This is a genomic window from Oleiphilus sp. HI0066 (genome assembly GCF_001635725.1).
The window spans coordinates 1-20,621 of the sequence record NZ_LWFH01001689.1 but is presented as its reverse complement, the minus strand read 5'-3'; the positions used below and the strand labels follow the sequence as shown (position 1 = coordinate 20,621).

The window sequence follows — 20,621 nt, the reverse complement described above, 5'->3', positions numbered from 1 at the left end:
AGAGGTTTACACTCTTCGTTGAAGGATCAGGTGCAACAGCGCTTTTATGTCCCCAATACTTATAACAAGTTAAATGCTCAAAAAGCAGGTATCGGCGTTGGTTTCTTACCACGATACCTGATTAGAGAAGAACTCAAGGCAGGTAAACTTGTTGAGTTGCCGCTCGACAATGCGCGCCCACAACCAAGCACGCTCTACATGGCTTGGAAAATGGTAAACCAAGGCAAAGGCTTACAACGCCTACGCACCCTTATCCAAAAGCAATTAAAAGAACAGGAATAAATCAGGACTTACAATGCATCAATACGCTCGCACCCTCATTATTTTACTCTCCATCATTGCGCTTTTTTGGGCGAATCCAGCTTCATCAAAACCACTCGCCAATCTAAAAAAATTGGAACAGGCAACTGACTTATTTATGGAGCAAGTTGCAAAAGGCGATAGCGAATCAGCTCTTAATTTGATCTCTGCTTATGCTGGCGTAAATCCTGAACAGTTCGCACAACGCAGTGCTCGGATTATTCAAGACATGCAGCGCATCGAATCAAGTGCGGGTAAAGCCTTAAGCTACGCAAAAGTAGATACCAAAAGTGTTGGCGAACACCTTTACAAAGTACGGTATCTATTGAAGTTTCGGCAAGCGGCACTTGTGTGGGAAATGAATTTTTACCAACCTGACCAAGGCTGGTATTTGGTCGACGTCAATCTTAGCACTGACATTAACGCTTTATTTCAGTAGTCATACGCAACGCTATGCGCGAAGCTGAATAATAATATCGCGCATGGCGTTTGGATCTTTGATCGTATCGCCCGCCAAACTCTCCTGCTGATAACCCGCTAAGTACTTACTTACTAACCGGGATATCCAAAAGCGTAAAGCGGCCAATTCCAGAAATAAGGGCCAACAAGCACTTTCGGCATCTGACCAAGGTTTCTCACTCTGATATGCCTCCACCAAAGCCGATAGTTTTGCACTATCGTGTCGGCCTGACGCAGTCATCGCCCAGTCGTTCGCACAAACAGCCAAATCAAAAAGAAAGCCTTCGGTACAGGCATGATAAAAGTCAATCACGCCAGATATATTCTGTTCGCCGAAGAGAACATTGTCTTTAAACAAGTCCCCATGAACAGTGCCCCTTGAACACTGATCTAACTCTCTTTGGTATACCGAATAGCGTTCAACGCATTCCTCTAGCAAAGCAAAGTCGTCGCGAGGCATGTCAGAATTTTTGAGCGCATTGAGATGCTCCTGCATCCAAGCTGAATCTCGAACTAATTTTCGATCTCCATCAAAATCTGCGACCGCATGATGCATATGCGCCAACCATTTCCCCGCTGCGGCACAATCTTCGATCTCCATGTCTGTTTTTGCGGCCCCATCAAAACAAGGAACGATCATGGCGTCTTTGCCTTGAATCTTAAAAAGGGATTGCCCTTTCGAATCTTGCAGCGCCGCGGGAACAGCAAGCCCTTTTGACGCTAAATGTTGGGTGAGCGAGACAAAAAAAGGCAATTCAGCGGATTCCATCGCCTCAAAAATCGTCAACACCCATCGACTAAGCTGACCATTTTTTGAGGTGTTCAAAAAGTAATTGGTGTTTTCAATTCCAGCCCCAATCCCCTCTAACAAGACGATCCTGCCAAGAGAGAACTGTTCAATAACTGGATTCAAGTCTTGCGGGCTGACCTGTGTGAAAACTGCCATGAAAAGTGACCAAACTAATAAAAATAAAGACGTTCAAAACAAAGACTTTTTTAAGCCGTTATCAACGCGTTCAGTTGCTGAATGTGCGATTCATTCATCGCTTCAATCGAATCTGGAGCAATATACTCACTTTGCGAAGAAACCGCATCTTTTGTAGGGATTTCTAGTTCCAAGCCATCGCTCAACGAAATAGCACGATAACTCCCCAAAGAACGCCCCGGCTCTAAGATAAGCAACGCTCGACCAGAACTCGATTTCACATGCAAGCCAGAGGGAACATTCCCCAGCAAGGCTAAGAATGCGTCTGTTAGGCTTTCATCGAATTGCTCACCTTTACACTGAACAAGAATTTTCATCGCATCGTCGATAGACCGAGCCGATGCGTAGGCCCTTTCGCTCGTCATTGCATCGAAAGCATCTGTAATCGCAATTAACTTCGCAGAAAGCGGAATCTGATCAGCCGTTAATCCCTGAGGATACCCTTGCCCATCAATACGTTCGTGGTGGCTAACCACGATATCAATGACAGATGCATCTACATCACTAAGTTGCTGAAGTAATTTTCTTCCCTCCAAAGGATGCACTCGAATCACTGCATACTCCGCGCTCGTTAATGCCCCTTCTTTATTGAGAATCGATGAGGGAATCATCACTTTACCGACATCACTCAATAACGCAGATAGCCCTAATTTCAAGGTTTCTCGACTATCCCATTTCAATGCCGAAGCTAAACTCATCGATAACACCGTCGTACGAAAAGCATGCTCAATTAAATAAGACTGTTTACGCTTTGTTTGGCACAGTGCGAGCCACGCATACAAATTTCGAGAAATGCTCTCTTGGCATCGCTCTATAATTGGTTGAATATCTTGAGAAACACTAACAGAGCTGCCGCATCGAAATGCAGCATAGACGTCATAAATAACGTCCATAAGCTCTTTTGCCAGAGATTGAGCATGAAGAAATTCACGCTCAAAAGGGTGTTCGATTGTCGCTTTCATTGCATATGCATCGCGACCACAAACCTGAACATCTTGACTAAACGTATAACTACTATAGTTGTTCTCGCCTAACACTGTACGTCCTATCGATTAAAATCCATCCAATTTAGGCTAGCAGAGCAACGCAATATGTCTGTCAGTTTAAGGCTAGAATGTGAAAACTTACGTAACAAGTCTGCAATTTGTTCCACAAAAGTATAAAATCGCGCGCCTGAAAGAAGTATCGCATGAGCAAAGTAAATTAATACCTGACTATTTTAGTAGGTTATTATATACTCGCGCCCGAAAAGTGGCTGAAACAGCCGCTTCTTACATGAAATCAATTTAGCAATACGAGCACTGTCAAGAATGTCTGAATCTGACAAAGAAGTTAAAGAGCTAATCAAAAGAGAATATGAGCACGGTTTCGTCACCGAAATCGAGTCTGAGACCTTTGAGCCTGGTTTGAACGAAGACGTTATCCGCCGCCTATCAGCCAAGAAAAATGAGCCGGAGTGGATGCTTGAATGGCGTCTTCAGGCTTATAAAGTATGGCAAGAGATGGAAGACCCAGAATGGGCTCACGTTAACTTCCCTAAAATCGATTACAACGACATTGCCTATTATTCTGCTCCAAAATCTAAAGATGATGGCCCGAAAAGTCTCGACGAAGTTGATCCAGAGCTTTTGAAAACCTATGAAAAGCTTGGCATTCCATTACACGAGCGCGCTCGACTCGCTGGTGTTGCCGTTGATGCTGTATTTGATAGTGTTTCTGTCACCACGACATTCAAGGACAAGCTAACTGAAGCTGGCGTTATTTTCTGCCCAATTTCAGAAGCGGTTCATAAACATCCTGAGCTCATCAAGAAGTATCTGGGTTCTGTTGTTCCTCAAAAAGACAACTACTACGCGGCACTAAACTCAGCTGTATTTTCTGACGGATCATTTGTTTACATCCCGAAAGGCGTGCGCTGTCCGCTAGAACTATCGACTTACTTCCGAATTAACGAAGCAAAAACCGGTCAGTTCGAACGTACACTAATCATTGCTGAAGAACGTAGCCATGTTAGCTACCTTGAAGGCTGCACCGCGCCAATGCGTGATGAAAACCAGCTTCACGCAGCTGTGGTTGAACTCGTTGCAATGGACGACGCTGAAATCAAATATTCAACGGTTCAAAACTGGTATCCCGGTGATGAAGAGGGTCGAGGTGGAATTTATAACTTCGTAACCAAACGCGGCGCATGTATTGGCAAGAACTCTAAAATTTCGTGGACGCAAGTAGAAACTGGCTCTGCCATCACATGGAAATACCCTAGCTGTGTATTACGCGGCGAAGGCAGTGTTGGTGAGTTCTATTCTGTTGCGCTAACAAATAACGCTCAGCAAGCCGATACGGGCACGAAGATGATCCATATTGGTAAAAACACGAAGAGTACGATCATTTCGAAAGGTATTTCTGCCGGTAAAAGTGACAGCAGCTATCGCGGCTTAGTCAAAATTGCGCCGACCGCTGAAGGTTCAAGAAACTATACGCAATGTGACTCTCTATTGATTGGCGACAAGTGTGGCGCTCATACCTTCCCTTACATCGAAAACAAAAATAAGAGTGCGATCGTCGAGCACGAAGCGACGACCTCAAAAGTCAGCGATGACCAACTGTTCCTTTGCCAACAACGAGGCATTGATGCAGAGCAAGCCGTTTCAATGATTGTTAACGGTTTCTGTAAGGAAGTATTCAAAGAGCTTCCGATGGAATTCGCGGTTGAGGCAACCAAGCTATTAGAAGTCAGCCTTGAAGGCAGTGTAGGTTAATTAAAGATTAAATCTTGCGGCGAGTTGTGCGACGCATACGAATGGAAAAGACGAATGTTAGACATTAAAGATTTACAAGCATCAGTTGAAGAAAAGCAAATCCTTAAAGGCTTGAACCTTGAGGTTAAGCCTGGCGAAGTTCACGCAATCATGGGCCCAAATGGGAGCGGTAAAAGTACACTTTCTCAGGTACTCGCAGGCAACGAAGCTTATGAAGTGAACGGCGGCACGGTTACTTTTAATGGCCAAGATCTCCTTGACATGTCGATTGAAGACCGCGCGCGTGAAGGTGTGTTTCTAGCATTCCAATACCCTGTTGAAATTCCAGGCGTCAGCAACCTTCAGTTCTTGCGCACCGCGATCAACAACATTCGCCAACATCGCGGCGAAGGTGAGATCAACGCAGCGGAATTCATGAAGCAAGCTAAAGCAAAGATCCAACAGGTAAATCTTGACCCATCTTTCTTAAAACGTGGCGTCAACGAAGGTTTCTCTGGCGGCGAGAAAAAGCGTAACGAGATCATGCAGATGCTGATGCTTAAGCCATCACTAGCGATTCTTGATGAAACTGACTCAGGCCTAGATATCGACGCACTACGTGTTGTGGCTGATGGCGTAAACGCGCTTCGCTCTCCAGATCGAGCGGTTGTTATGGTTACGCACTACCAGCGCTTGCTTGATTACATTGTTCCAGATTATGTTCACGTTTTGGCTGGCGGTAAAATCATCAAATCAGGCGGCAAAGAGCTTGCACTTGAGCTTGAAGAAAAAGGCTACGGCTGGTTAGGTCTTGAAGACAACGCAGAAAGCGAGGCATAAGCGATGACTCAACTCAGCTCTTTGGCTGTCGTTGAAGCGCATCAGCTTAACTCTGCTCTTCCAAGCCAAATTCAAACATTACAGAAAAACGCACAAGAGAAACTATCTACGCTTGTTGTGCCAACGCGCAAAACAGAGCATTGGAAGTATTCTGCAAAGCGTTTAGGTGATCTAAGCCTTCTCAGTAACAACTCTGAGACAGTAAGCACCACAGCATTTGTCGAAAATGCTATCTACATAGACATCTCAGCTGCTGGTATTGACGCCGCGGCATTAAGCGAGATCGAAGAATCGGGCTTAACTCTTCAAGCTTTTACGAAACTTAGTGATGAAGACTGCTCAGCAATCATTGAACTTGCAGAATATGAGCGCGGAGAGCTTGAACAAATCAATACCGCTCTTTTCAATGATGGACTAGTCATTCGCATTGCTAAAAATGCCGTGATTGAATGCCCGATCATTTTGAACTTTGTGCAAGATGAAGCGGGACTTACAACACCTCGTGTGTATATCGAACTGGAGCAAAGTGCGCAAGCTACAGTCATTGAAAACTATGCAATCGCTGATGTAGACGGAGCATTCTGCTCTAGCCAAACAACAGCGCTGATTGGTGACAACGCAAAGCTTACTTATTTGCGTCAAAATCCTTTAGGCAGTGCGTTCCGTATAGGCGGAACCACGCGTGCAATTCTAAAACGTGATGCGAATTTTGAAAGCCATATTCTTTGCTTAGGGTCAGCAATGGCACGCCATGACCTTCATGTATTAATGACAGAGAAAGGCTCGCATTGTGAATTAAATGGCGTGGTCGTCACGAAGGAAAAACAACACTACGACAACCACACCGAAATTGAGCACATTGCGTCAAACTGCACCAGCGAAGAAAACTATCGTTGTATTGCAGATGACAATTCACACATTGTGTTTAATGGACGTATATATATTCACAAAGACGCCCAAAAAACACTGGGCGAAATGAACAATCGCAACTTGTTGTTATCGAACTCTGCAGAAATCGATACGAAACCAGAGTTAGAAATCTACGCTGACGATGTTAAATGTGCACACGGCGCAACCATCGGCCAACTAGATGAAAAAGAAGTGTACTACCTAAAAACTCGCGGTCTGAGTGATGAGCAAGCGCGTCAAATGTTGACGCTCGGATTTGTTCTTGAATTGGTACGCGCAGTTCCGATTGCTTCGCTTGCTGAACAGTGGGAGCAAACTTTATCAGAACTTCTTAGCTTTAAAGATTAGGCGGGAAAACGAATTAAATGAGCGCAATGACGGCACAAGAGATACAAGAGATCGCGTTAAAGGCACGCGCAGACTTCCCTATTCTCAACCAAGATGTAAACGGTAAGCCACTGGTATACCTCGATAGCGCAGCTAGCTCTCAAAAACCGCAGCAAGTGATCGACGCAATGACAGCGTATTATCATTCAGATAATGCAAATGTGCATCGCGGCGCGCATACCCTAGGCGATCGTGCAACAGCAGCTTTTGAAGGTGCTCGAGATAAAGTTAAGTCGTATTTGAACGCCCCAGCTCGCGAACAGATTATTTGGACCAAAGGTACGACTGAGGCCATGAATCTGGTCGCGCATGGTCTAACACCCCAAATCGAAGCGGGTGACGAAATCATTGTGACACGAATGGAGCATCACGCGAATATCGTTCCATGGCAAATGTTGGCAGAACGTACGGGTGCGGTCATTAAAGTTTGGGAGATCAATGAGCATGGTGAGTTGCTCATTGATCAACTCGACGAGCTTTTGAATCCAAACACAAAGCTTCTTTGCTTTACCCATGTATCAAATGTGCTTGGAACCATTAATTCAGCAAATGAAATCATTGCCAAAGCAAAATCTGTGAATGCATTAACCGTTTTAGATGGTGCACAAGCAACACCTCATTTTGCTGTTGATGTTCAGGATTTAGATTGCGATTTTTATGCATTTTCATCGCATAAAATTTTCGGCCCGACAGGTATTGGTGTTCTATATGGAAAGCGCGACTTGCTAGAAGCGATGCCTCCTTACCAAGGTGGCGGTGAGATGATAGAGCGCGTTAGTTTTGAGGGTACAACCTACAATCAACTCCCCTATAAGTTTGAAGCTGGCACACCAGCGATTGGTGAAGCGGTAGGCTTAGGCACTGCCATTGACTACATTCAATCGCTCGATCGCGAAGCGCTAGACGCGCATGAAGCCGCCTTAATGGCTCATGCGATAAAACTAATCGAGACCATTCCAGGCATGTCGATGATTGGTACTGCTGAAAACAAGGTGCCGGTTATGTCTTTCAAAATTGAAGGATTACATCCAAGCGACATTGGTATGTTGCTTGATCAACAAGGCATCGGCATTCGTACTGGCCACCACTGTGCTATGCCTCTAATGGAAAAATTCGGACTTCCGGGCTGTGCTCGCGCATCATTCGCGTTTTATAACACGCACGAAGAAGTCGATCAGTTATTCGCTGCGCTCGCGAAAATACAACGCATGTTCGCGTAAGAACGCATACTCTAGGAAGACATTTATATGACTGTTTCAACGTTCGAACCAAGCCAGTCTATTTCTGTATCAGAAAAGGCTGCTCAGCACATCGCACAAGAAGTAGCGAAAGCAGGAGGCGATCTATCTTTCCGCCTGTATCTGCAGACTAGCGGCTGTTCTGGATTCATGTATGAAACTGAGCTGGTAAAAGAAGCAAAAGATGGTGATGTGGAATTTCAACAACAAGGCGTGAGCATTGTTGTCCCAGCAAAAGATCTAGCCGTGCTTAATGGTACAGAAATCGACTTCGTAACCGTTGGTCTAAACAGCATGTTTCAATTTAAAAACCCAAATGTGACTGGCGAGTGCGGTTGTGGTGAAAGTTTTTCAGTGACTGAGGAAGCGTAGGCATGGCAGAACGCGAAGTCGTCGTAACAAATCGAGATGTAGACGCTCGTATTGTTCCGGCAGGCACAGAGATCGTTATTCCAAAGGACTCATTCGTCACCATTACCCAATCTTTAGGTGGAACATTCACCGTATCAGTGAATGGTAATCTTGCTCGAATTGAAGGAAGGGATGCGGATGCACTGGGCAAAACCGTTGAATACGAAGAAGTCGAAGCACCTGCCGATGGATCTGTTAGCGAAGAGCAAGTATGGGCAGCTTTACATCAGGTATATGACCCAGAAATTCCAGTCAACGTTGTCGAACTTGGCCTGATCTATGGCTGCGAAGTAAAAAAGAGCACTGATATTGCAGACAAATTTGATGTAGATATTACAATGACCTTGACTGCACCTGGATGCGGCATGGGCCCTGTCATCGTAAACGATGTTCGATTTTACGTAGAACGTGTGCCAAATGTGGCTAAGGTTGAGATAGATTTAGTCTTTGAACCACCATGGAACAATGAGATGCTTTCAGACGAAGCGAAACTGGAACTCGGCCTGCTGTAAGCTAAAGGAACAAACATGACCTCGCCTTCTTTAGAAAGCTTTAAATCCAATCCTCTGGGTAGCGAAACCACCATTGAAGATATCTATGATGCCTTTGAGTTCCTAGATGATTGGGAAGAACGCTATGGCTACATCATCGATCTTGGAAAATCCCTTCCTGAATTCCCGGAGTCTGAACGAACTGAAGATAACTACGTTCATGGCTGTCAAAGCCAAGTTTGGCTAATTCATAAATTTGATGCAGACACGAACAAGCTTTATTTAATGATCGATAGCGACGCGATTATCGTGAAAGGTCTCGCTGCAATTGTTCTCGTTACCTTGAATGCGAAAACACCGCAGGAAATTATTGATCTCGATGTGGAAGCTGCATTTGAAAAAATAGACTTAATGCGGCATATCAGTCCAACTCGAGGCAATGGTTTACGTGCTATGCTTGAATTAATCAAGAAGGCAGCCGCAGAAAACAGCTAAACCATTCAGCAAAAGAGGCTTTGATGACACTAATTCCGCATTCTTCGAAGCCTTCAAAACACCCTTCACGATCTTCTATTGATACTCCTCCTCAAGAACAACTGTTCAATGATGCAGAAAGTTATTTTTTTGCGCTCAAAGATAGCATCAATGACGCCAAGTACTGCATTGACATGGAAGTTTATATCTATGAGAACAATACTCTCGGACTACGTGTTGCCGAAATCCTGAAATCTGCTGCAGGGCGCGGCGTGACAGTACGTTTACTCACCGATGGAATTGGCATTGACGACAAGTTTAAAGCAATTGCGGATGATCTTACTCAGCACGGTGTGCAAGTACGTATTCATCGCCCGTTGCCATGGAAACTAGAACAATGGCGCTACGCCGTAATAAAGACCCATGGCATACGAAAACTCTTATATCTTTTACTCTCCATTAACAAACGAAACCATCGCAAAACGGTCATCATCGATAAGCACTTCGCTTTCATAGGCAGCATCAATATCAGCGTCAACCATTTACACAATGAGCATGGTGGCGCTCATTGGCGCGATACCGCTATAAAAATATCTGGGGGAAATCTAAGTGCGCTTGAGCAAGCGTTTGATGCGAGTTGGAATTATTCAAAGCAGAAGGTGAAACGCATCATTACTAAAACTGCGCTAAAATCCAATTTCTTACTCAACTACAACCGTATCCTGCGCAAACATCACCATCGTTTATTACTTCGTCTGATCAATCACGCGCAACATCATATCTTTATCACTAACGCATACTTTGTGCCTGAACCAGCGCTGTTAAAAGCATTGACTTCTGCAGCACAAAGAGGCGTAAACGTTCAAATTATTGTGCCGGAACATTCGGACGTTATTTTTATGCCTTGGGTATCGGCGTACTTTTACAAAAGCCTTTTGCAATCAGGGGCTCATATTTATGAATATCAGCCTGTCATGCTTCACGCCAAAACAATCATGATTGATGAATGGGCGAGTATTGGTTCCAGCAATATGAATCATCGAAGCTTTCGGCACGATCTCGAAGTCGACTACATACTTCAAACCAAAGAAGCCAAACAACAACTACTCGATGATTTTCATCATGATTGTTCGTACACGACCAAACAAACATTGAGTAGTCTTGCCAAACAGCCTTTATGGAAACGAGTTGCGGGAAGTCTAATACTATTGCTCTTCGGACGCTGGCTTTAGTCCTTACCAAACAATCAGAACGTCATCTTGCTGAATATTCAAACGGCCCGGATCTAGCCCAATCTTACCACTAGCAAAATTTGGATGAACCTGAGAGACCGTCAATACAGCTTTTGTATTGGTTAGCTCCAGTCCCTTTTGCTGCAAGGCATCGTAAAAATTGAAACTTCGATAAACACTAAGCTTATCGCCTGGTCGCAATCCTACGCTTGCGCCAGAAGAAAAATGAATTGTTTTTCCATCAACACGAGCAATGCGTGTCATAAAAGGCTGACAACGCAACTGCTCATCTAACGCGAAGCTCATTGACTCGAGTAAGTTAGAGATATGCAATCCGTATGATGTTTTCCAAAAAGCTTGTGTAGCAAAGCCTATTTCATCAGATAAATCTGGAGACCAATCTCCTTGCGTCGCGAAGTTTTCTCGCCATACAAGCTCGCCCGTCAATCCATCATGAACAAACAGATCAACCGAGAATCGACGTCGCTCGTCTGCTTGAGCAAAGAACTTGATACTTTTTCTCCACACCGAGGTTTCATAAGCCTTTGGATTAACTAAACCCATATCACGAACCACTCCAGAAACTACGAACTGAACATTAAGTTTTTTCGCTTCTTGCATCGCATGACTGAGTAAGCGCTGTTCTGTAACTTGAGTCGGTGCATTGATCATAGGGCGATAGGCGCCAACATCAGCTTGCTGGAGCACAGACAAGGAATCTACTTGAGACAAGGCGCTAGACAGCGCGCTAGACAAGCCTTGCTCAACACCGTTTAACCGGCCAATACTTGCCTGATCTGGGACTTGTAAATTAAAGCCAAGTACAGCCACTGATTTTTTGAATCGGCCCGCATCAGAGTTCAGACACTCTGACGAGGCATCAAGATCAACAGCATACTGAATACTAAGATAATCACCTGCAACGTGTTCGTGCTTAATACGTTCTTCTAGTACTCGAATTTTGCTTGCCAAACTATCACTACTCGCTTCTATTCGCCCATTCACGAGTGAATTGTGCTCTTTGCGTTCGATAAAGGCGCGCATCGCTTTAGCTAGTGCATCTTGTCTGGCCGCTTCTCGCGCCTCAACATAGCTCACGTCAGAAAGTGAAGCCTCTCCTGTCGACTCGAACCACTGCGCAAAAGAAACGGCAGACTGTAGAGTAAGCAAAAAAGCTAAAACATATTGAGACAAGGTAAACCTACGCATCCGAACTACCTACTAGCAAGACGACAAAATTATTTATTTGTTGAGAACTAACCAATTTCTATGCCAGCGCTTTTTGGCAAACGATTGCCGCTTAAATCCAAACGCTTCGAGCATTTAAGTATCGAAGAAAAGAGTACGGTTTCGTGACGTATATGCCTTTGCAAGCGCTTGCAATTCGTTACAATCCTTAGGTTGTGCGAATTTAAAAATGTAGGAAGTGACCAATAATGCGAACTAGCAGTTTCAGAGGCCTAATAACATTCATATGCCTCTGCATGAGTGCTCAAACAATTGCTGGCTATAGAACCTTACTTGACCCAAGATCCATGGCGATGGGAGGTACTGGCGCTGCAGCAGCGACTAAATTCAACGCATCCCTTCACAACCCTGCTTTAATCGCTTTTAACAGAGGCTCTAAACCTGATCGCTTATATCTCAGTGCATCAATGGGTGCTCGTGAACTGTATAACACCGATTGGGAGGAGTCCTTAAATAACTTCCAAGATAGCAATATTGTTCAGGACTATGACCGTCTTTCAGGCCCCACCTCATCAGATGCAGCGGAAGTTAGAGACGTCATTCGTCAAATGAATTTAGAGGGCTATCGAAAAGATGAAACGACTGTCTTCAATTTATTAGTAGATACTCGTCCGGTCACGATTAACTTTTATACTCGCCGTGATATACGTGAAATGACGACGATTCTTAACAAGGATGAAGCCAAGTTTGCGGAATTAATAGACACTCTCGATAGCGGTGGTTCTGTTTTAGGGACTCTTGAGGAGCGACTCAGTTCAACCGTCGACAACACCTATGTCGATATTAGTGAGTTCGGTGTTACCGTAGCCACCACAAATGTAATTTCTTACAACATGCCAATATCTTGGGGCTTCACGCCCAAGCTAGTCGAAATAAGGGGTTCACATCGCGCGGAAAGTATTAACACATATAACCCACGCAACCCACCAGACAAACAGGTAAGTCGTGATTTCTTAGAATGGAATGTTGATTTAGGGTTCTCAATGTTAATGACCGAATCCTTTATGCGCGAAGAGCTAGGCCTTTCAGGTCCGATACTCGACGGCGAATGGATTTTCTCTTTTGTTGGTATGAACATGATCCCGACCGATTTCACACCATACAGACCTGAAAATGCGAGCCGCACAGGCCCTTATCCCGGCACAGCTCGTGCTGTGCAAGCACTCTATCAGTTTGGCGTGGCGCATTACCGCCAAAACTACATGCTTACTATGGATATCGATCTTTCAGAAAACGAGGTCTATGACTTCGAAGGATTAACCCGCTTTCTAAGTTTCGGTGGAGAATATTTTTTAAGAGACGACTTTCACCTCCGTGCGGGCATGCGCATCAACATGGCACAAACATCTGAAGCCGCCAAAGACAAAGCTATTCTAACGGGTGGTTTTTTGTATCAACCACATGGATTCAGTATTGAAGCCGCCGCAATGATTAATGAAGTAGAAATTGGCGGAACAGTTGGTCTTGGCTACGCCTTTTAGCTAAGCTAGCGACATGTCATCACATTCAAATTCTAATCTGCTTCCTGCAGACTCTTATTTCATCGTAGGCGGAGCCGTCCGAGACCGCCTCCTCAACCTTAAAAGCAAAGATCTAGACTGGGTGGTTGTCGGCTTAACACCAGAACAAATGGTGGAACAGGGATTTCAGCAAGTCGGCGCAGACTTCCCTGTTTTTATCCATCCTATCTCTAAACAAGAATATGCACTTGCCCGTACTGAACGTAAACACGGTGAAGGCTACAAAGGGTTTATCTGCGACTTCAGCCCTGAGGTAACGCTTGAGCAAGATCTAGAGAGACGCGACTTAACGATTAACGCTATGGCCGAAGATGCCTATGGCAATGTCATCGATCCGTATAATGGGCAGCAGGATCTCGAGAAAAAAACATTGAGGCATGTATCTTCTGCGTTTTCCGAAGATCCTTTACGCGTTTTACGCGTCGCTCGATTTGCTGCGCGCTTCCATCCCCTAGGATTCTCTGTAGCCCCTGAAACTATCACTTTAATGTCTCAGATCAGTGGTAGCGGCGAACTCGAGACACTCACACCCGAGCGCGTATGGCAGGAAACACAGCGGGCACTTGCTGAGGATTCCCCACACATATATTTTGAAGTCTTGCGCCAATGCAATGCGCTGAAAATAGTCATGCCTGAGCTTGATGCCTTATTCGGAATACCTCAACCAGCAAAACATCATCCTGAAATAGACTGCGGCATACACGCATTAATGAGCTTGCAAGCATCTGCTCAACTGACGCACTCCACAGATGTACGATTTGCTGCTCTAGTGCATGATTTAGGGAAGGCAAAAACCGACTCAAAGCAATGGCCTAAGCATCACGGGCACGAACAACTAGGGCTCAAGCCGATCAAACAACTATGCAAAAAGTTATGCACTAATCGCTACGCAGAATCACTGTCGCTCATTGCTAGCCAATACCATACCCATATCCACAGAGCGTTTGAACTGAAAGCAAGCACCATTCTCAAAGTACTCTCTGCTTGCGATGCTTTTAGAAAACCTCAACAACTTGAAGATTTATTACTAGTTTGTATTTCAGATAGTCGCGGCCGAACAGGATTTGAATCGATCGCCTATCCGCAAGCTGACTACTTTCGTTCTGCGTTGGCGGCAGCGACATCAATCAAACCCCAACCCTTCCTCGAACAAGGATATAAAGGAAAAGAGCTTGGAGGAATGATCGAAAAAGCACGTATTGAGGCAATTTCTCTCGTTGAAAAGCCAGATATATAGACGCCCCTATTCCCTGAATCTATAATCCGCCCATTCATTTATTCTGGAGTTTGTTATGCGAAATGCAGTTATCGTAGCGGCGGGGCGCAGCGCCATCGCTTCATTCGGTGGTTCTCTTTCTTCCTTGAGTGCCGTTGAGATTGGAACACAAGTTGTTTCTGGTTTACTAGAAAAGACCGGCATTAACACCGATCAAGTGGATGAAGTAATTTTAGGACAAGTACTCACCGCCGGCTGCGGACAAAACCCAGCAAGACAAACAGCAATTAAGGCTGGATTATCAGTGCAAACACCTGCGCTCACCATTAACAAGGTGTGTGGATCCGGTTTAAAGGCAGTACAAATGGCAGTACAAGCCATTCAGCTTGGTGACGCAGACATTATTATCGCCGGCGGGCAAGAGAGCATGAGCAATGCTCCACATGCACTTCCAAATAGCCGCAACGGACAGCGTATGGGGCCTTGGAATATGGTCGACACGATGATTACCGATGGCTTATGGGATGCTTTCAACGATTATCACATGGGCATTACCGCGGAAAACATTGCAGAAAAATATGAAATCGATCGAGAGGCGCAAGATGCCTTTGCTCTAGGCTCACAGAACAAAGCAGAACAAGCACAAGCAGATGGCAAATTTAGTGATGAAATTATTGCCATTAGCATTCCTCAGCGCCGCGGCGACCCTATCATATTTGATAAAGACGAAAACATTCGACTAGGTGCAACAATAGAAAGCATCGCTAAAATGCGTCCGGCATTTAAAAGAGATGGCACCGTCACAGCTGCGAATGCCTCATCACTCAATGACGGCGCAGCGGCAGTCATTGTATGTAGCGAAGAGAAAGCCAAAGAACTAAACCTACCCGTTTTAGCCACAGTAAAAGCTTACGCTAATGCCGGAGTACAACCTGAAATAATGGGTACAGGCCCAATTCCTGCCAGTCAGCGTTGCCTTGAGAAAGCAGGCTGGACAATCAACGACCTTGATCTCATAGAAGCAAACGAAGCATTTGCAGTACAAGCCTTGTCCGTCAACCAAGGCATGGGATGGGACGAAACTAAGGTTAACGTCAATGGTGGAGCGATAGCTCTAGGCCACCCTATCGGCGCATCAGGTTGTCGCGTTCTTGTCACATTACTCCATGAAATGATCAAACAAGACGCAAACAAAGGTTTAGCAACATTGTGTATCGGTGGTGGCATGGGTGTTTCGTTAGCGGTTGAGCGCAACTAATGTTCAATATCGTTTTATATGAGCCCGAAATTCCACCAAACACAGGGAATGTTATTCGGTTGGCAGCCAACACAGGCTGCCGATTGCATCTCATAGAACCACTTGGTTTCGATCTCGATACGAAAAAATTGCGTCGTGCGGGGTTAGATTACCACGAATTTGCGGATGTCTTGACCTACGCCTCATATCAAGAATTCGAGGCTAAACATGCTGGTGCAAGAATCTTTGGCATGACAACAAAAGGAAGTCGCCCACACACGGAAATTTCTTACCAAGAAAACGACTTCTTTTTGTTTGGCCCTGAAACTCGTGGATTACCTAGTGATGTTCGAGAGGGACTAGGAACGGACTTTTGTATTCGAATTCCAATGTTGGAAGGAAGTCGCAGCTTAAACCTGTCTAATTCAGTTGCGATTGTCGTGTATGAAGCCTGGCGTCAGCTTAGCTTTCAGGCTGGAAGTTAGATCTGCATAGATTTTTTCGCTCATAAAAAACCGCTAAACAATAAATGCTTAGCGGTTTTTTATGGATTGCAGTCACGCAGTCTTACTGAACTGTTGATTCAGCTGCTTCAGCGCTTGCTGCTTCTTGCTCCTGCTGCTGTTTCTTTGCCATTGCCTGCGCAAACATCGCGTCAAAATTGATCGGCGCTAACATCACTGGCTGGAAACCACCTTTAACAACGATATTATCAATACTTTCGCGAAGATATGGGAACAACAAGTTAGGGCATACAGCACCTACTGCATGGTGGTACTGAACACCTTCTAAACCGACGATTCTGAAAATACCAGCTTGTTGAACTTCAACAATATACGCCGTCATATCCTCAACCGATACAGTCAAAGTAATCGTGACTGCAACCTCGTGCACTTCCGATTCGATCACTGTGTGCTTGGTATTCAGATCCATTTTTACTTTTGGCTGCCATGCCTTAGTGAAAACAATTGGAGAGTTTGGCGACTCAAAAGAAGCATCTTTTACATATACTTTTTCCATCGCAAAACCAGCTTGCGGTTGTTGATTTGCTTCTTGTTCGGCATTTTCTACTGGAGTTTCGTTTTCAGACATCTTTTTTACCTTAAATCTATATTCTTTTTAGATAGAGCATCGCTCAGTACCTGCATACTAAGCACTGTATCGCTAGATAACGAGTGCACAGCTCTCTTTTTCGGGCCTAAACACATATTTTTTCATATCAAGTAAGCAGAGGATTGAGCTTACCCGCTCGCTCTAGCGCATACAGGTCATCACACCCACCCACATGCGTATTACCAATCCATATTTGTGGCACAGTGTGCTGACGACTCAATCGCATCATTTCTTGACGCAGAGAAGGATCACCATCAACCACTAATTCCTTGTATGACACGCCTTTCTTCTTTAACAAAGACTTGGCTCTCACACAAAATGGACAATAATTTGAGCTGTAAATAACGACGTTTTTAGCCATAACACTGCAATCTCATAAATCTAATATGTGCGGCGATACACTACTTTTTAACAAGTGGCATGTTGCTCGCTTTCCACTCAGCAATGCCACCCTGTAATCGAGCCACATTTTCAAAACCCGCAGCTCTTAAAAGCTTCCCGGCAGCTCCCGAATGTTGCCCCATTTTATCAGCAATAATAATTTGCTTGTCTTTGTAAGTTTCTAGCTCGCTGGTGCGGTCTTTAAAACTTGTGAATGGCACATGGATAGATCCGGTAATACGCCCTTCGTTAAAGTCTTTCTTGTCACGAACATCAACAATAACCGCTTCATCTTTATTCAAAAGTTGTGTAACGGCTAGCGGACTTAAGCTCTGACCAGCCTTTGCTTTTTCGGTCCACCACAACGCGAACAGCAAACCAAAGAAGATACTGACTAGCTCCCAGTGGTTACCGATAAATTCAAACAAACGATCCATTAGCTTTCCCTTTTAAATATTTCGGCGCGCATTATACACAAGCCATCAAGTACGAGACAGAGACTCTCGGGAATAAGTCGCCAAGAAGCAAAAGAAACGGTAAAATCGCGCCCAATTTTGAACTCTTAAACTTTGAGACCGAAGCATTATGGCAAAACGCACCACTGCACTAATCATTCTTGATGGCTGGGGCTACCGAGAGGAGAGCAATTTTAACGCAATTCAAAACGCTAAAACTCCATTTTGGGATGACATGTGGAACTCCAAACCAAGTACTCTGATTGCCACATCAGGCATGGCGGTTGGATTACCTGACGGGCAGATGGGCAATTCCGAGGTTGGCCATATGAATCTGGGTGCAGGACGTATTGTCTACCAAAACTTCACGCGTATTACCAAAGACATTGAAGATCAAGCGTTCTTTGAGAATGAAGCACTATGCACCGCTATCGATAAAGCGGTCAATGCAGACGCAGCCGTTCATTTACTTGGTTTGCTATCGCCAGGCGGGGTTCATAGCCATGAAGACCATATCATTGCGGCAGTTGAGCTCGCTGAGCGCCGCGGAGCCAAGAAGGTGTATGTTCATGCATTTCTTGATGGCCGTGACATGCCCCCACGCAGCGCAGAACCTTCATTAGAAAAATTAGAAAACTTGCTCAGAGAAAAAGGTATCGGTCGCGTTGCCAGCATCGTCGGCCGCTACTATGCAATGGACCGCGACAACCGATGGGATCGAGTTGAGTCGGCATACAACCTGCTTACCCTCACGGAAGGACAATACACAAGTGCTTCCCCTGTAGCGGGCCTACACGAAGCATATGCACGTGATGAGAATGACGAATTCGTCGCGGCTACCGTTATCCAAGCCCCAGATGACGAGCAAGTACAAATCCAAGACAAAGATGCCGTGCTGTTTATGAATTTTAGAGCAGACCGAGCTCGAGAGATCACTCGCGCATTTGTCGAACCAAATTTCGATGGCTTTGAGCGCAAAGCAATTCCTAGTCTATCTGACTTTGTTATGTTGACCGAGTATGCCGCTGACATCAAAACTTCATGCGCTTACCCACCGAGCGCCCTTCCTAATTGCTTGGGCGAATACATGCAAACGCTTGGAAAAACTCAGCTTCGCATTGCCGAGACGGAAAAGTATGCCCACGTTACATTCTTCTTTAGTGGCGGTCGCGAAGCCTTGTTTGATGGAGAGACACGCGAGCTTATCGCAAGCCCCGATGTAGCAACCTATGACCTAAAACCTGAAATGAGCGCCCCAGAAGTCACAGACAAACTTGTTGCTGCCATTAAGTCTGGCGAATACGATTTGGTTGTGTGTAATTACGCTAACGGGGACATGGTCGGCCATACTGGCAAATACAATGCAGCAGTCAAAGCAGCAGAGTGCCTCGATACCTGTCTAAGTAAAGTTAGCGCCGCGCTTGCAGAAGTGAATGGCCAAGCCTTAGTAACGGCAGATCATGGTAATGCAGAGCAAATGACTGATCCGTCTTCTGGTCAAGCCCATACCTCGCACACTACAACACCAGTACCTCTTGTTTATTTGGGTGATCGCGCGCTTTCGCTAAAAGAAGGCGGTAAGCTAAGCGATGTTGCCCCAACACTGTTAGAGTTGATGGATCTCGAAATTCCTGATGAAATGACAGGATCAAGTCTAATCAAATAAAAACCACACGATAACAAGATGCGTTTTATTGTTACGCATCTTGTTATTACTTGGATATAAAAGGCGAGAAATACAATAGTGGTTGCTCTTTTATCTGAATCCTGCCGGCATAACATGCTTATCGCAGTGTTTCTCGCCATGACACTTTGCCTAACTGCTTTATCTTTCAGTGCATCAGCAGCATCTCAAGAAGAATCTGAAGAAAAACTCGAGCAGCTGAAATCAAACATATCCACGATCACCAATTGGCTGAACAAAGCAAACAAGAATAAGTCATCGCTCATTCAGCAGCTCAAAGAACAAGAAAAAACAATTTCTCGTACAAACCTGAAAATCAGCAAAAACAAAAAAGAAATCAATAGCTTATTAAAAGAACTAGACGCACTTATAATAGATATCAAAAAACAAAAACAAAATATAAAAGCGCAACAAGGTTTTATTATCGAAGAGTTGCAAGCGCTCTATTTAGAGGGGCGACAACCAAAGTTGAAAGCCCTACTCGACCAAGATGACCCTCAAAGCTCTGCGCGATTTCTCGCTTACTTTGATTATCTGCAAGATGCTCGCAGCGCAACAATCAATCAATATGAAAAAGACGTCCAAGCTTTAGAAGAAAACCAAGCCTTAGTGCTTCGCAAACAAACACAACTGAGTGCGAACCGAAAAACACTTGAAAAGCAGTTAGCCGAGCTCAAAGACCAGACAAACCGAAGAAAAGTCACGCTTTCGCAACTGAATAAAGAAATCAAAACTAAGTCAGGTGAACTTACTTCACTCAAAGAAAGTCAAAAACAACTCGAAGAACTACTTGCTCAAGTTGAGAAAAGCATATCAGAACTAAAACTTCCTGAGGCTTCGACACCGTTTATCAAGCAAAAATCTAAACTTCCTTGGCCAAGCCGTGGTAGAGTCCTAGAGCGTTTTGGGACTCGCCTAGCACAAGGTAAGTTACGATCTAATGGCATACGAATTCAAGCAAAAGAAGATGCTGGAGTAAAATCCGTCCATTACGGACGTGTCGTATTCTCAGACTGGTTAAGAGGCTTCGGCCTGCTCATTATTTTAGATCACGGCGATAACTATCTAAGCCTTTATGGAAACAATAAGAGCTTGCATCGAAGCGTAGGTGACTGGGTTAACCCAGGCGAAGTTATCGCGCATGCAGGCAATAGCGGTGGTCGAGAGCGCCCTAGTTTATACTTCGAAATACGAAAGAACGGTAAGCCGCAAGATCCACGTAAGTGGCTAAGCAAATAACATCAGGAAGTCAGGAATGAATTTGAATTTACTCAGAGCTTTAATAATCACGATTACAGCATAC

At 44.8% G+C, this 20,621-nt stretch carries 22 protein-coding genes; 16 read left to right on the top strand and 6 right to left on the bottom strand.

Annotated elements, in window-relative coordinates:
• Window positions 1–282: LysR substrate-binding domain-containing protein (locus A3738_RS26475; RefSeq protein WP_231876769.1), on the top strand; the 282-nt coding region annotated here is incomplete at its 5' end.
• Between the two features lie 13 nt (window positions 283–295).
• Window positions 296–739, top strand: coding sequence for a hypothetical protein (locus tag A3738_RS26470; RefSeq protein WP_068476264.1), 444 nt, complete (start codon window positions 296–298; stop codon window positions 737–739).
• 12 nt (window positions 740–751) lie between these two features.
• Here A3738_RS26470 and A3738_RS26465 read toward each other — a convergent pair whose 3' ends face one another.
• Together A3738_RS26465 and A3738_RS26460 are read right to left on the bottom strand one after the other, a co-directional pair.
• Window positions 752–1,705, bottom strand: coding sequence for a homoserine kinase (locus A3738_RS26465; protein WP_068500672.1), 954 nt, complete (start codon window positions 1,703–1,705; stop codon window positions 752–754).
• A 50-nt stretch (window positions 1,706–1,755) separates the two neighbouring features.
• Window positions 1,756–2,781: an HD-GYP domain-containing protein gene (locus A3738_RS26460; protein WP_068500669.1), complete on the bottom strand. Its 1,026-nt coding sequence runs from the start codon at window positions 2,779–2,781 to the stop codon at window positions 1,756–1,758.
• 273 nt (window positions 2,782–3,054) lie between these two features.
• Here A3738_RS26460 and sufB point away from each other — a divergent pair, with 273 nt between their 5' ends.
• From sufB to A3738_RS26420, 8 genes are read left to right on the top strand one after another with little or no spacing between them, the layout of a single operon-like run.
• Window positions 3,055–4,503 (top strand): Fe-S cluster assembly protein SufB, encoded by a 1,449-nt coding sequence (gene sufB / locus A3738_RS26455; protein WP_068476267.1) that lies wholly within the window; start codon window positions 3,055–3,057, stop codon window positions 4,501–4,503.
• Window positions 4,504–4,557: 54 nt separating this feature from the next.
• On the top strand, window positions 4,558–5,322 hold the full coding sequence (gene sufC / locus A3738_RS26450; protein ID WP_068501744.1) for a Fe-S cluster assembly ATPase SufC: 765 nt from the start codon (window positions 4,558–4,560) through the stop codon (window positions 5,320–5,322).
• A 3-nt stretch (window positions 5,323–5,325) separates the two neighbouring features.
• Complete coding sequence (gene sufD / locus A3738_RS26445; protein ID WP_068476269.1) at window positions 5,326–6,579, top strand: Fe-S cluster assembly protein SufD; 1,254 nt, start codon at window positions 5,326–5,328, stop codon at window positions 6,577–6,579.
• Window positions 6,580–6,596: 17 nt separating this feature from the next.
• Entirely contained in the window at window positions 6,597–7,838 is a 1,242-nt protein-coding gene (locus tag A3738_RS26440; protein WP_068476270.1) for an aminotransferase class V-fold PLP-dependent enzyme, read from the top strand.
• Between the two features lie 27 nt (window positions 7,839–7,865).
• Entirely contained in the window at window positions 7,866–8,228 is a 363-nt protein-coding gene (locus A3738_RS26435; RefSeq protein ID WP_068476271.1) for an iron-sulfur cluster assembly accessory protein, read from the top strand.
• 2 nt (window positions 8,229–8,230) lie between these two features.
• Complete coding sequence (sufT, locus tag A3738_RS26430; protein WP_068501746.1) at window positions 8,231–8,779, top strand: putative Fe-S cluster assembly protein SufT; 549 nt, start codon at window positions 8,231–8,233, stop codon at window positions 8,777–8,779.
• A 15-nt stretch (window positions 8,780–8,794) separates the two neighbouring features.
• Window positions 8,795–9,253: a SufE family protein gene (locus A3738_RS26425; RefSeq protein ID WP_068476273.1), complete on the top strand. Its 459-nt coding sequence runs from the start codon at window positions 8,795–8,797 to the stop codon at window positions 9,251–9,253.
• 23 nt (window positions 9,254–9,276) lie between these two features.
• On the top strand, window positions 9,277–10,464 hold the full coding sequence (locus A3738_RS26420) for a phosphatidylserine/phosphatidylglycerophosphate/cardiolipin synthase family protein (protein ID WP_082869003.1): 1,188 nt from the start codon (window positions 9,277–9,279) through the stop codon (window positions 10,462–10,464).
• Window positions 10,465–10,467: 3 nt separating this feature from the next.
• On the opposite strand, the gene A3738_RS26415 is transcribed toward A3738_RS26420, so the two are convergent.
• Window positions 10,468–11,673 (bottom strand): flagella assembly protein FlgT middle domain-containing protein, encoded by a 1,206-nt coding sequence (locus A3738_RS26415; RefSeq protein ID WP_068476274.1) that lies wholly within the window; start codon window positions 11,671–11,673, stop codon window positions 10,468–10,470.
• A gap of 275 nt (window positions 11,674–11,948) precedes the next feature.
• Between A3738_RS26415 and traF the strand changes: the two genes are divergently transcribed.
• Genes traF through trmL form a run of 4 tightly spaced genes read left to right on the top strand, consistent with a single transcriptional unit; the run spans window position 11,949 to window position 16,170 of the window.
• Window positions 11,949–13,193: a conjugal transfer protein TraF gene (gene traF / locus A3738_RS26410; protein WP_068476275.1), complete on the top strand. Its 1,245-nt coding sequence runs from the start codon at window positions 11,949–11,951 to the stop codon at window positions 13,191–13,193.
• A gap of 13 nt (window positions 13,194–13,206) precedes the next feature.
• On the top strand, window positions 13,207–14,469 hold the full coding sequence (locus A3738_RS26405) for a multifunctional CCA addition/repair protein (protein ID WP_068476276.1): 1,263 nt from the start codon (window positions 13,207–13,209) through the stop codon (window positions 14,467–14,469).
• A 55-nt stretch (window positions 14,470–14,524) separates the two neighbouring features.
• Window positions 14,525–15,706: an acetyl-CoA C-acetyltransferase gene (locus A3738_RS26400; RefSeq protein ID WP_068476277.1), complete on the top strand. Its 1,182-nt coding sequence runs from the start codon at window positions 14,525–14,527 to the stop codon at window positions 15,704–15,706.
• A complete protein-coding gene (trmL, locus tag A3738_RS26395; RefSeq protein WP_068476278.1) occupies window positions 15,706–16,170 on the top strand; it encodes a tRNA (uridine(34)/cytosine(34)/5-carboxymethylaminomethyluridine(34)-2'-O)-methyltransferase TrmL in 465 nt (154 codons plus the stop codon). The genes A3738_RS26400 and trmL overlap by 1 nt, the downstream gene beginning before the upstream one ends.
• Before the next feature lie 82 nt (window positions 16,171–16,252).
• On the opposite strand, the gene secB is transcribed toward trmL, so the two are convergent.
• The 3 genes from secB to A3738_RS26380 all read right to left on the bottom strand — a co-directional run bounded on the left by secB (window position 16,253) and on the right by A3738_RS26380 (window position 17,616).
• Window positions 16,253–16,777 (bottom strand): protein-export chaperone SecB, encoded by a 525-nt coding sequence (gene secB / locus A3738_RS26390; RefSeq protein WP_068476279.1) that lies wholly within the window; start codon window positions 16,775–16,777, stop codon window positions 16,253–16,255.
• 127 nt (window positions 16,778–16,904) lie between these two features.
• Window positions 16,905–17,159, bottom strand: a complete 255-nt coding sequence (gene grxC / locus A3738_RS26385) for a glutaredoxin 3 (RefSeq protein WP_068476280.1) — start codon at window positions 17,157–17,159, stop codon at window positions 16,905–16,907.
• Between the two features lie 40 nt (window positions 17,160–17,199).
• Window positions 17,200–17,616: a rhodanese-like domain-containing protein gene (locus A3738_RS26380; protein ID WP_068476281.1), complete on the bottom strand. Its 417-nt coding sequence runs from the start codon at window positions 17,614–17,616 to the stop codon at window positions 17,200–17,202.
• Between the two features lie 148 nt (window positions 17,617–17,764).
• On the opposite strand from A3738_RS26380, the gene gpmM reads away from it, so the two are divergent.
• Window positions 17,765–19,300: a 2,3-bisphosphoglycerate-independent phosphoglycerate mutase gene (gpmM, locus tag A3738_RS26375; protein WP_068476282.1), complete on the top strand. Its 1,536-nt coding sequence runs from the start codon at window positions 17,765–17,767 to the stop codon at window positions 19,298–19,300.
• Window positions 19,301–19,438: 138 nt separating this feature from the next.
• Complete coding sequence (locus tag A3738_RS26370) at window positions 19,439–20,557, top strand: murein hydrolase activator EnvC (RefSeq protein WP_068476284.1); 1,119 nt, start codon at window positions 19,439–19,441, stop codon at window positions 20,555–20,557.
• Window positions 20,558–20,621 lie beyond the last annotated feature (64 nt).

Bases quoted from the DNA above. Each gene is read 5' to 3' on its own strand.
- sufT (WP_068501746.1), top strand. From the start codon at position 8,231: ATGGCAGAACGCGAAGTCGTCGTAACAAATCGAGATGTAGACGCTCGT.
- A3738_RS26440 (WP_068476270.1), top strand. From the start codon at position 6,597: ATGAGCGCAATGACGGCACAAGAGATACAAGAGATCGCGTTAAAGGCA.
- A3738_RS26370 (WP_068476284.1), top strand. From the start codon at position 19,439: ATGACACTTTGCCTAACTGCTTTATCTTTCAGTGCATCAGCAGCATCT.
- sufB (WP_068476267.1), top strand. From the start codon at position 3,055: ATGTCTGAATCTGACAAAGAAGTTAAAGAGCTAATCAAAAGAGAATAT.
- A3738_RS26465 (WP_068500672.1), bottom strand. From the start codon at position 1,705: ATGGCAGTTTTCACACAGGTCAGCCCGCAAGACTTGAATCCAGTTATT.
- sufD (WP_068476269.1), top strand. From the start codon at position 5,326: ATGACTCAACTCAGCTCTTTGGCTGTCGTTGAAGCGCATCAGCTTAAC.
- A3738_RS26405 (WP_068476276.1), top strand. From the start codon at position 13,207: ATGTCATCACATTCAAATTCTAATCTGCTTCCTGCAGACTCTTATTTC.
- A3738_RS26380 (WP_068476281.1), bottom strand. From the start codon at position 17,616: ATGGATCGTTTGTTTGAATTTATCGGTAACCACTGGGAGCTAGTCAGT.
- traF (WP_068476275.1), top strand. From the start codon at position 11,949: ATGAGTGCTCAAACAATTGCTGGCTATAGAACCTTACTTGACCCAAGA.
- secB (WP_068476279.1), bottom strand. From the start codon at position 16,777: ATGTCTGAAAACGAAACTCCAGTAGAAAATGCCGAACAAGAAGCAAAT.
- A3738_RS26470 (WP_068476264.1), top strand. From the start codon at position 296: ATGCATCAATACGCTCGCACCCTCATTATTTTACTCTCCATCATTGCG.
- A3738_RS26415 (WP_068476274.1), bottom strand. From the start codon at position 11,673: ATGCGTAGGTTTACCTTGTCTCAATATGTTTTAGCTTTTTTGCTTACT.
- gpmM (WP_068476282.1), top strand. From the start codon at position 17,765: ATGGCAAAACGCACCACTGCACTAATCATTCTTGATGGCTGGGGCTAC.
- A3738_RS26435 (WP_068476271.1), top strand. From the start codon at position 7,866: ATGACTGTTTCAACGTTCGAACCAAGCCAGTCTATTTCTGTATCAGAA.
- sufC (WP_068501744.1), top strand. From the start codon at position 4,558: ATGTTAGACATTAAAGATTTACAAGCATCAGTTGAAGAAAAGCAAATC.
- A3738_RS26420 (WP_082869003.1), top strand. From the start codon at position 9,277: ATGACACTAATTCCGCATTCTTCGAAGCCTTCAAAACACCCTTCACGA.
- grxC (WP_068476280.1), bottom strand. From the start codon at position 17,159: ATGGCTAAAAACGTCGTTATTTACAGCTCAAATTATTGTCCATTTTGT.
- A3738_RS26400 (WP_068476277.1), top strand. From the start codon at position 14,525: ATGCGAAATGCAGTTATCGTAGCGGCGGGGCGCAGCGCCATCGCTTCA.
- trmL (WP_068476278.1), top strand. From the start codon at position 15,706: ATGTTCAATATCGTTTTATATGAGCCCGAAATTCCACCAAACACAGGG.
- A3738_RS26425 (WP_068476273.1), top strand. From the start codon at position 8,795: ATGACCTCGCCTTCTTTAGAAAGCTTTAAATCCAATCCTCTGGGTAGC.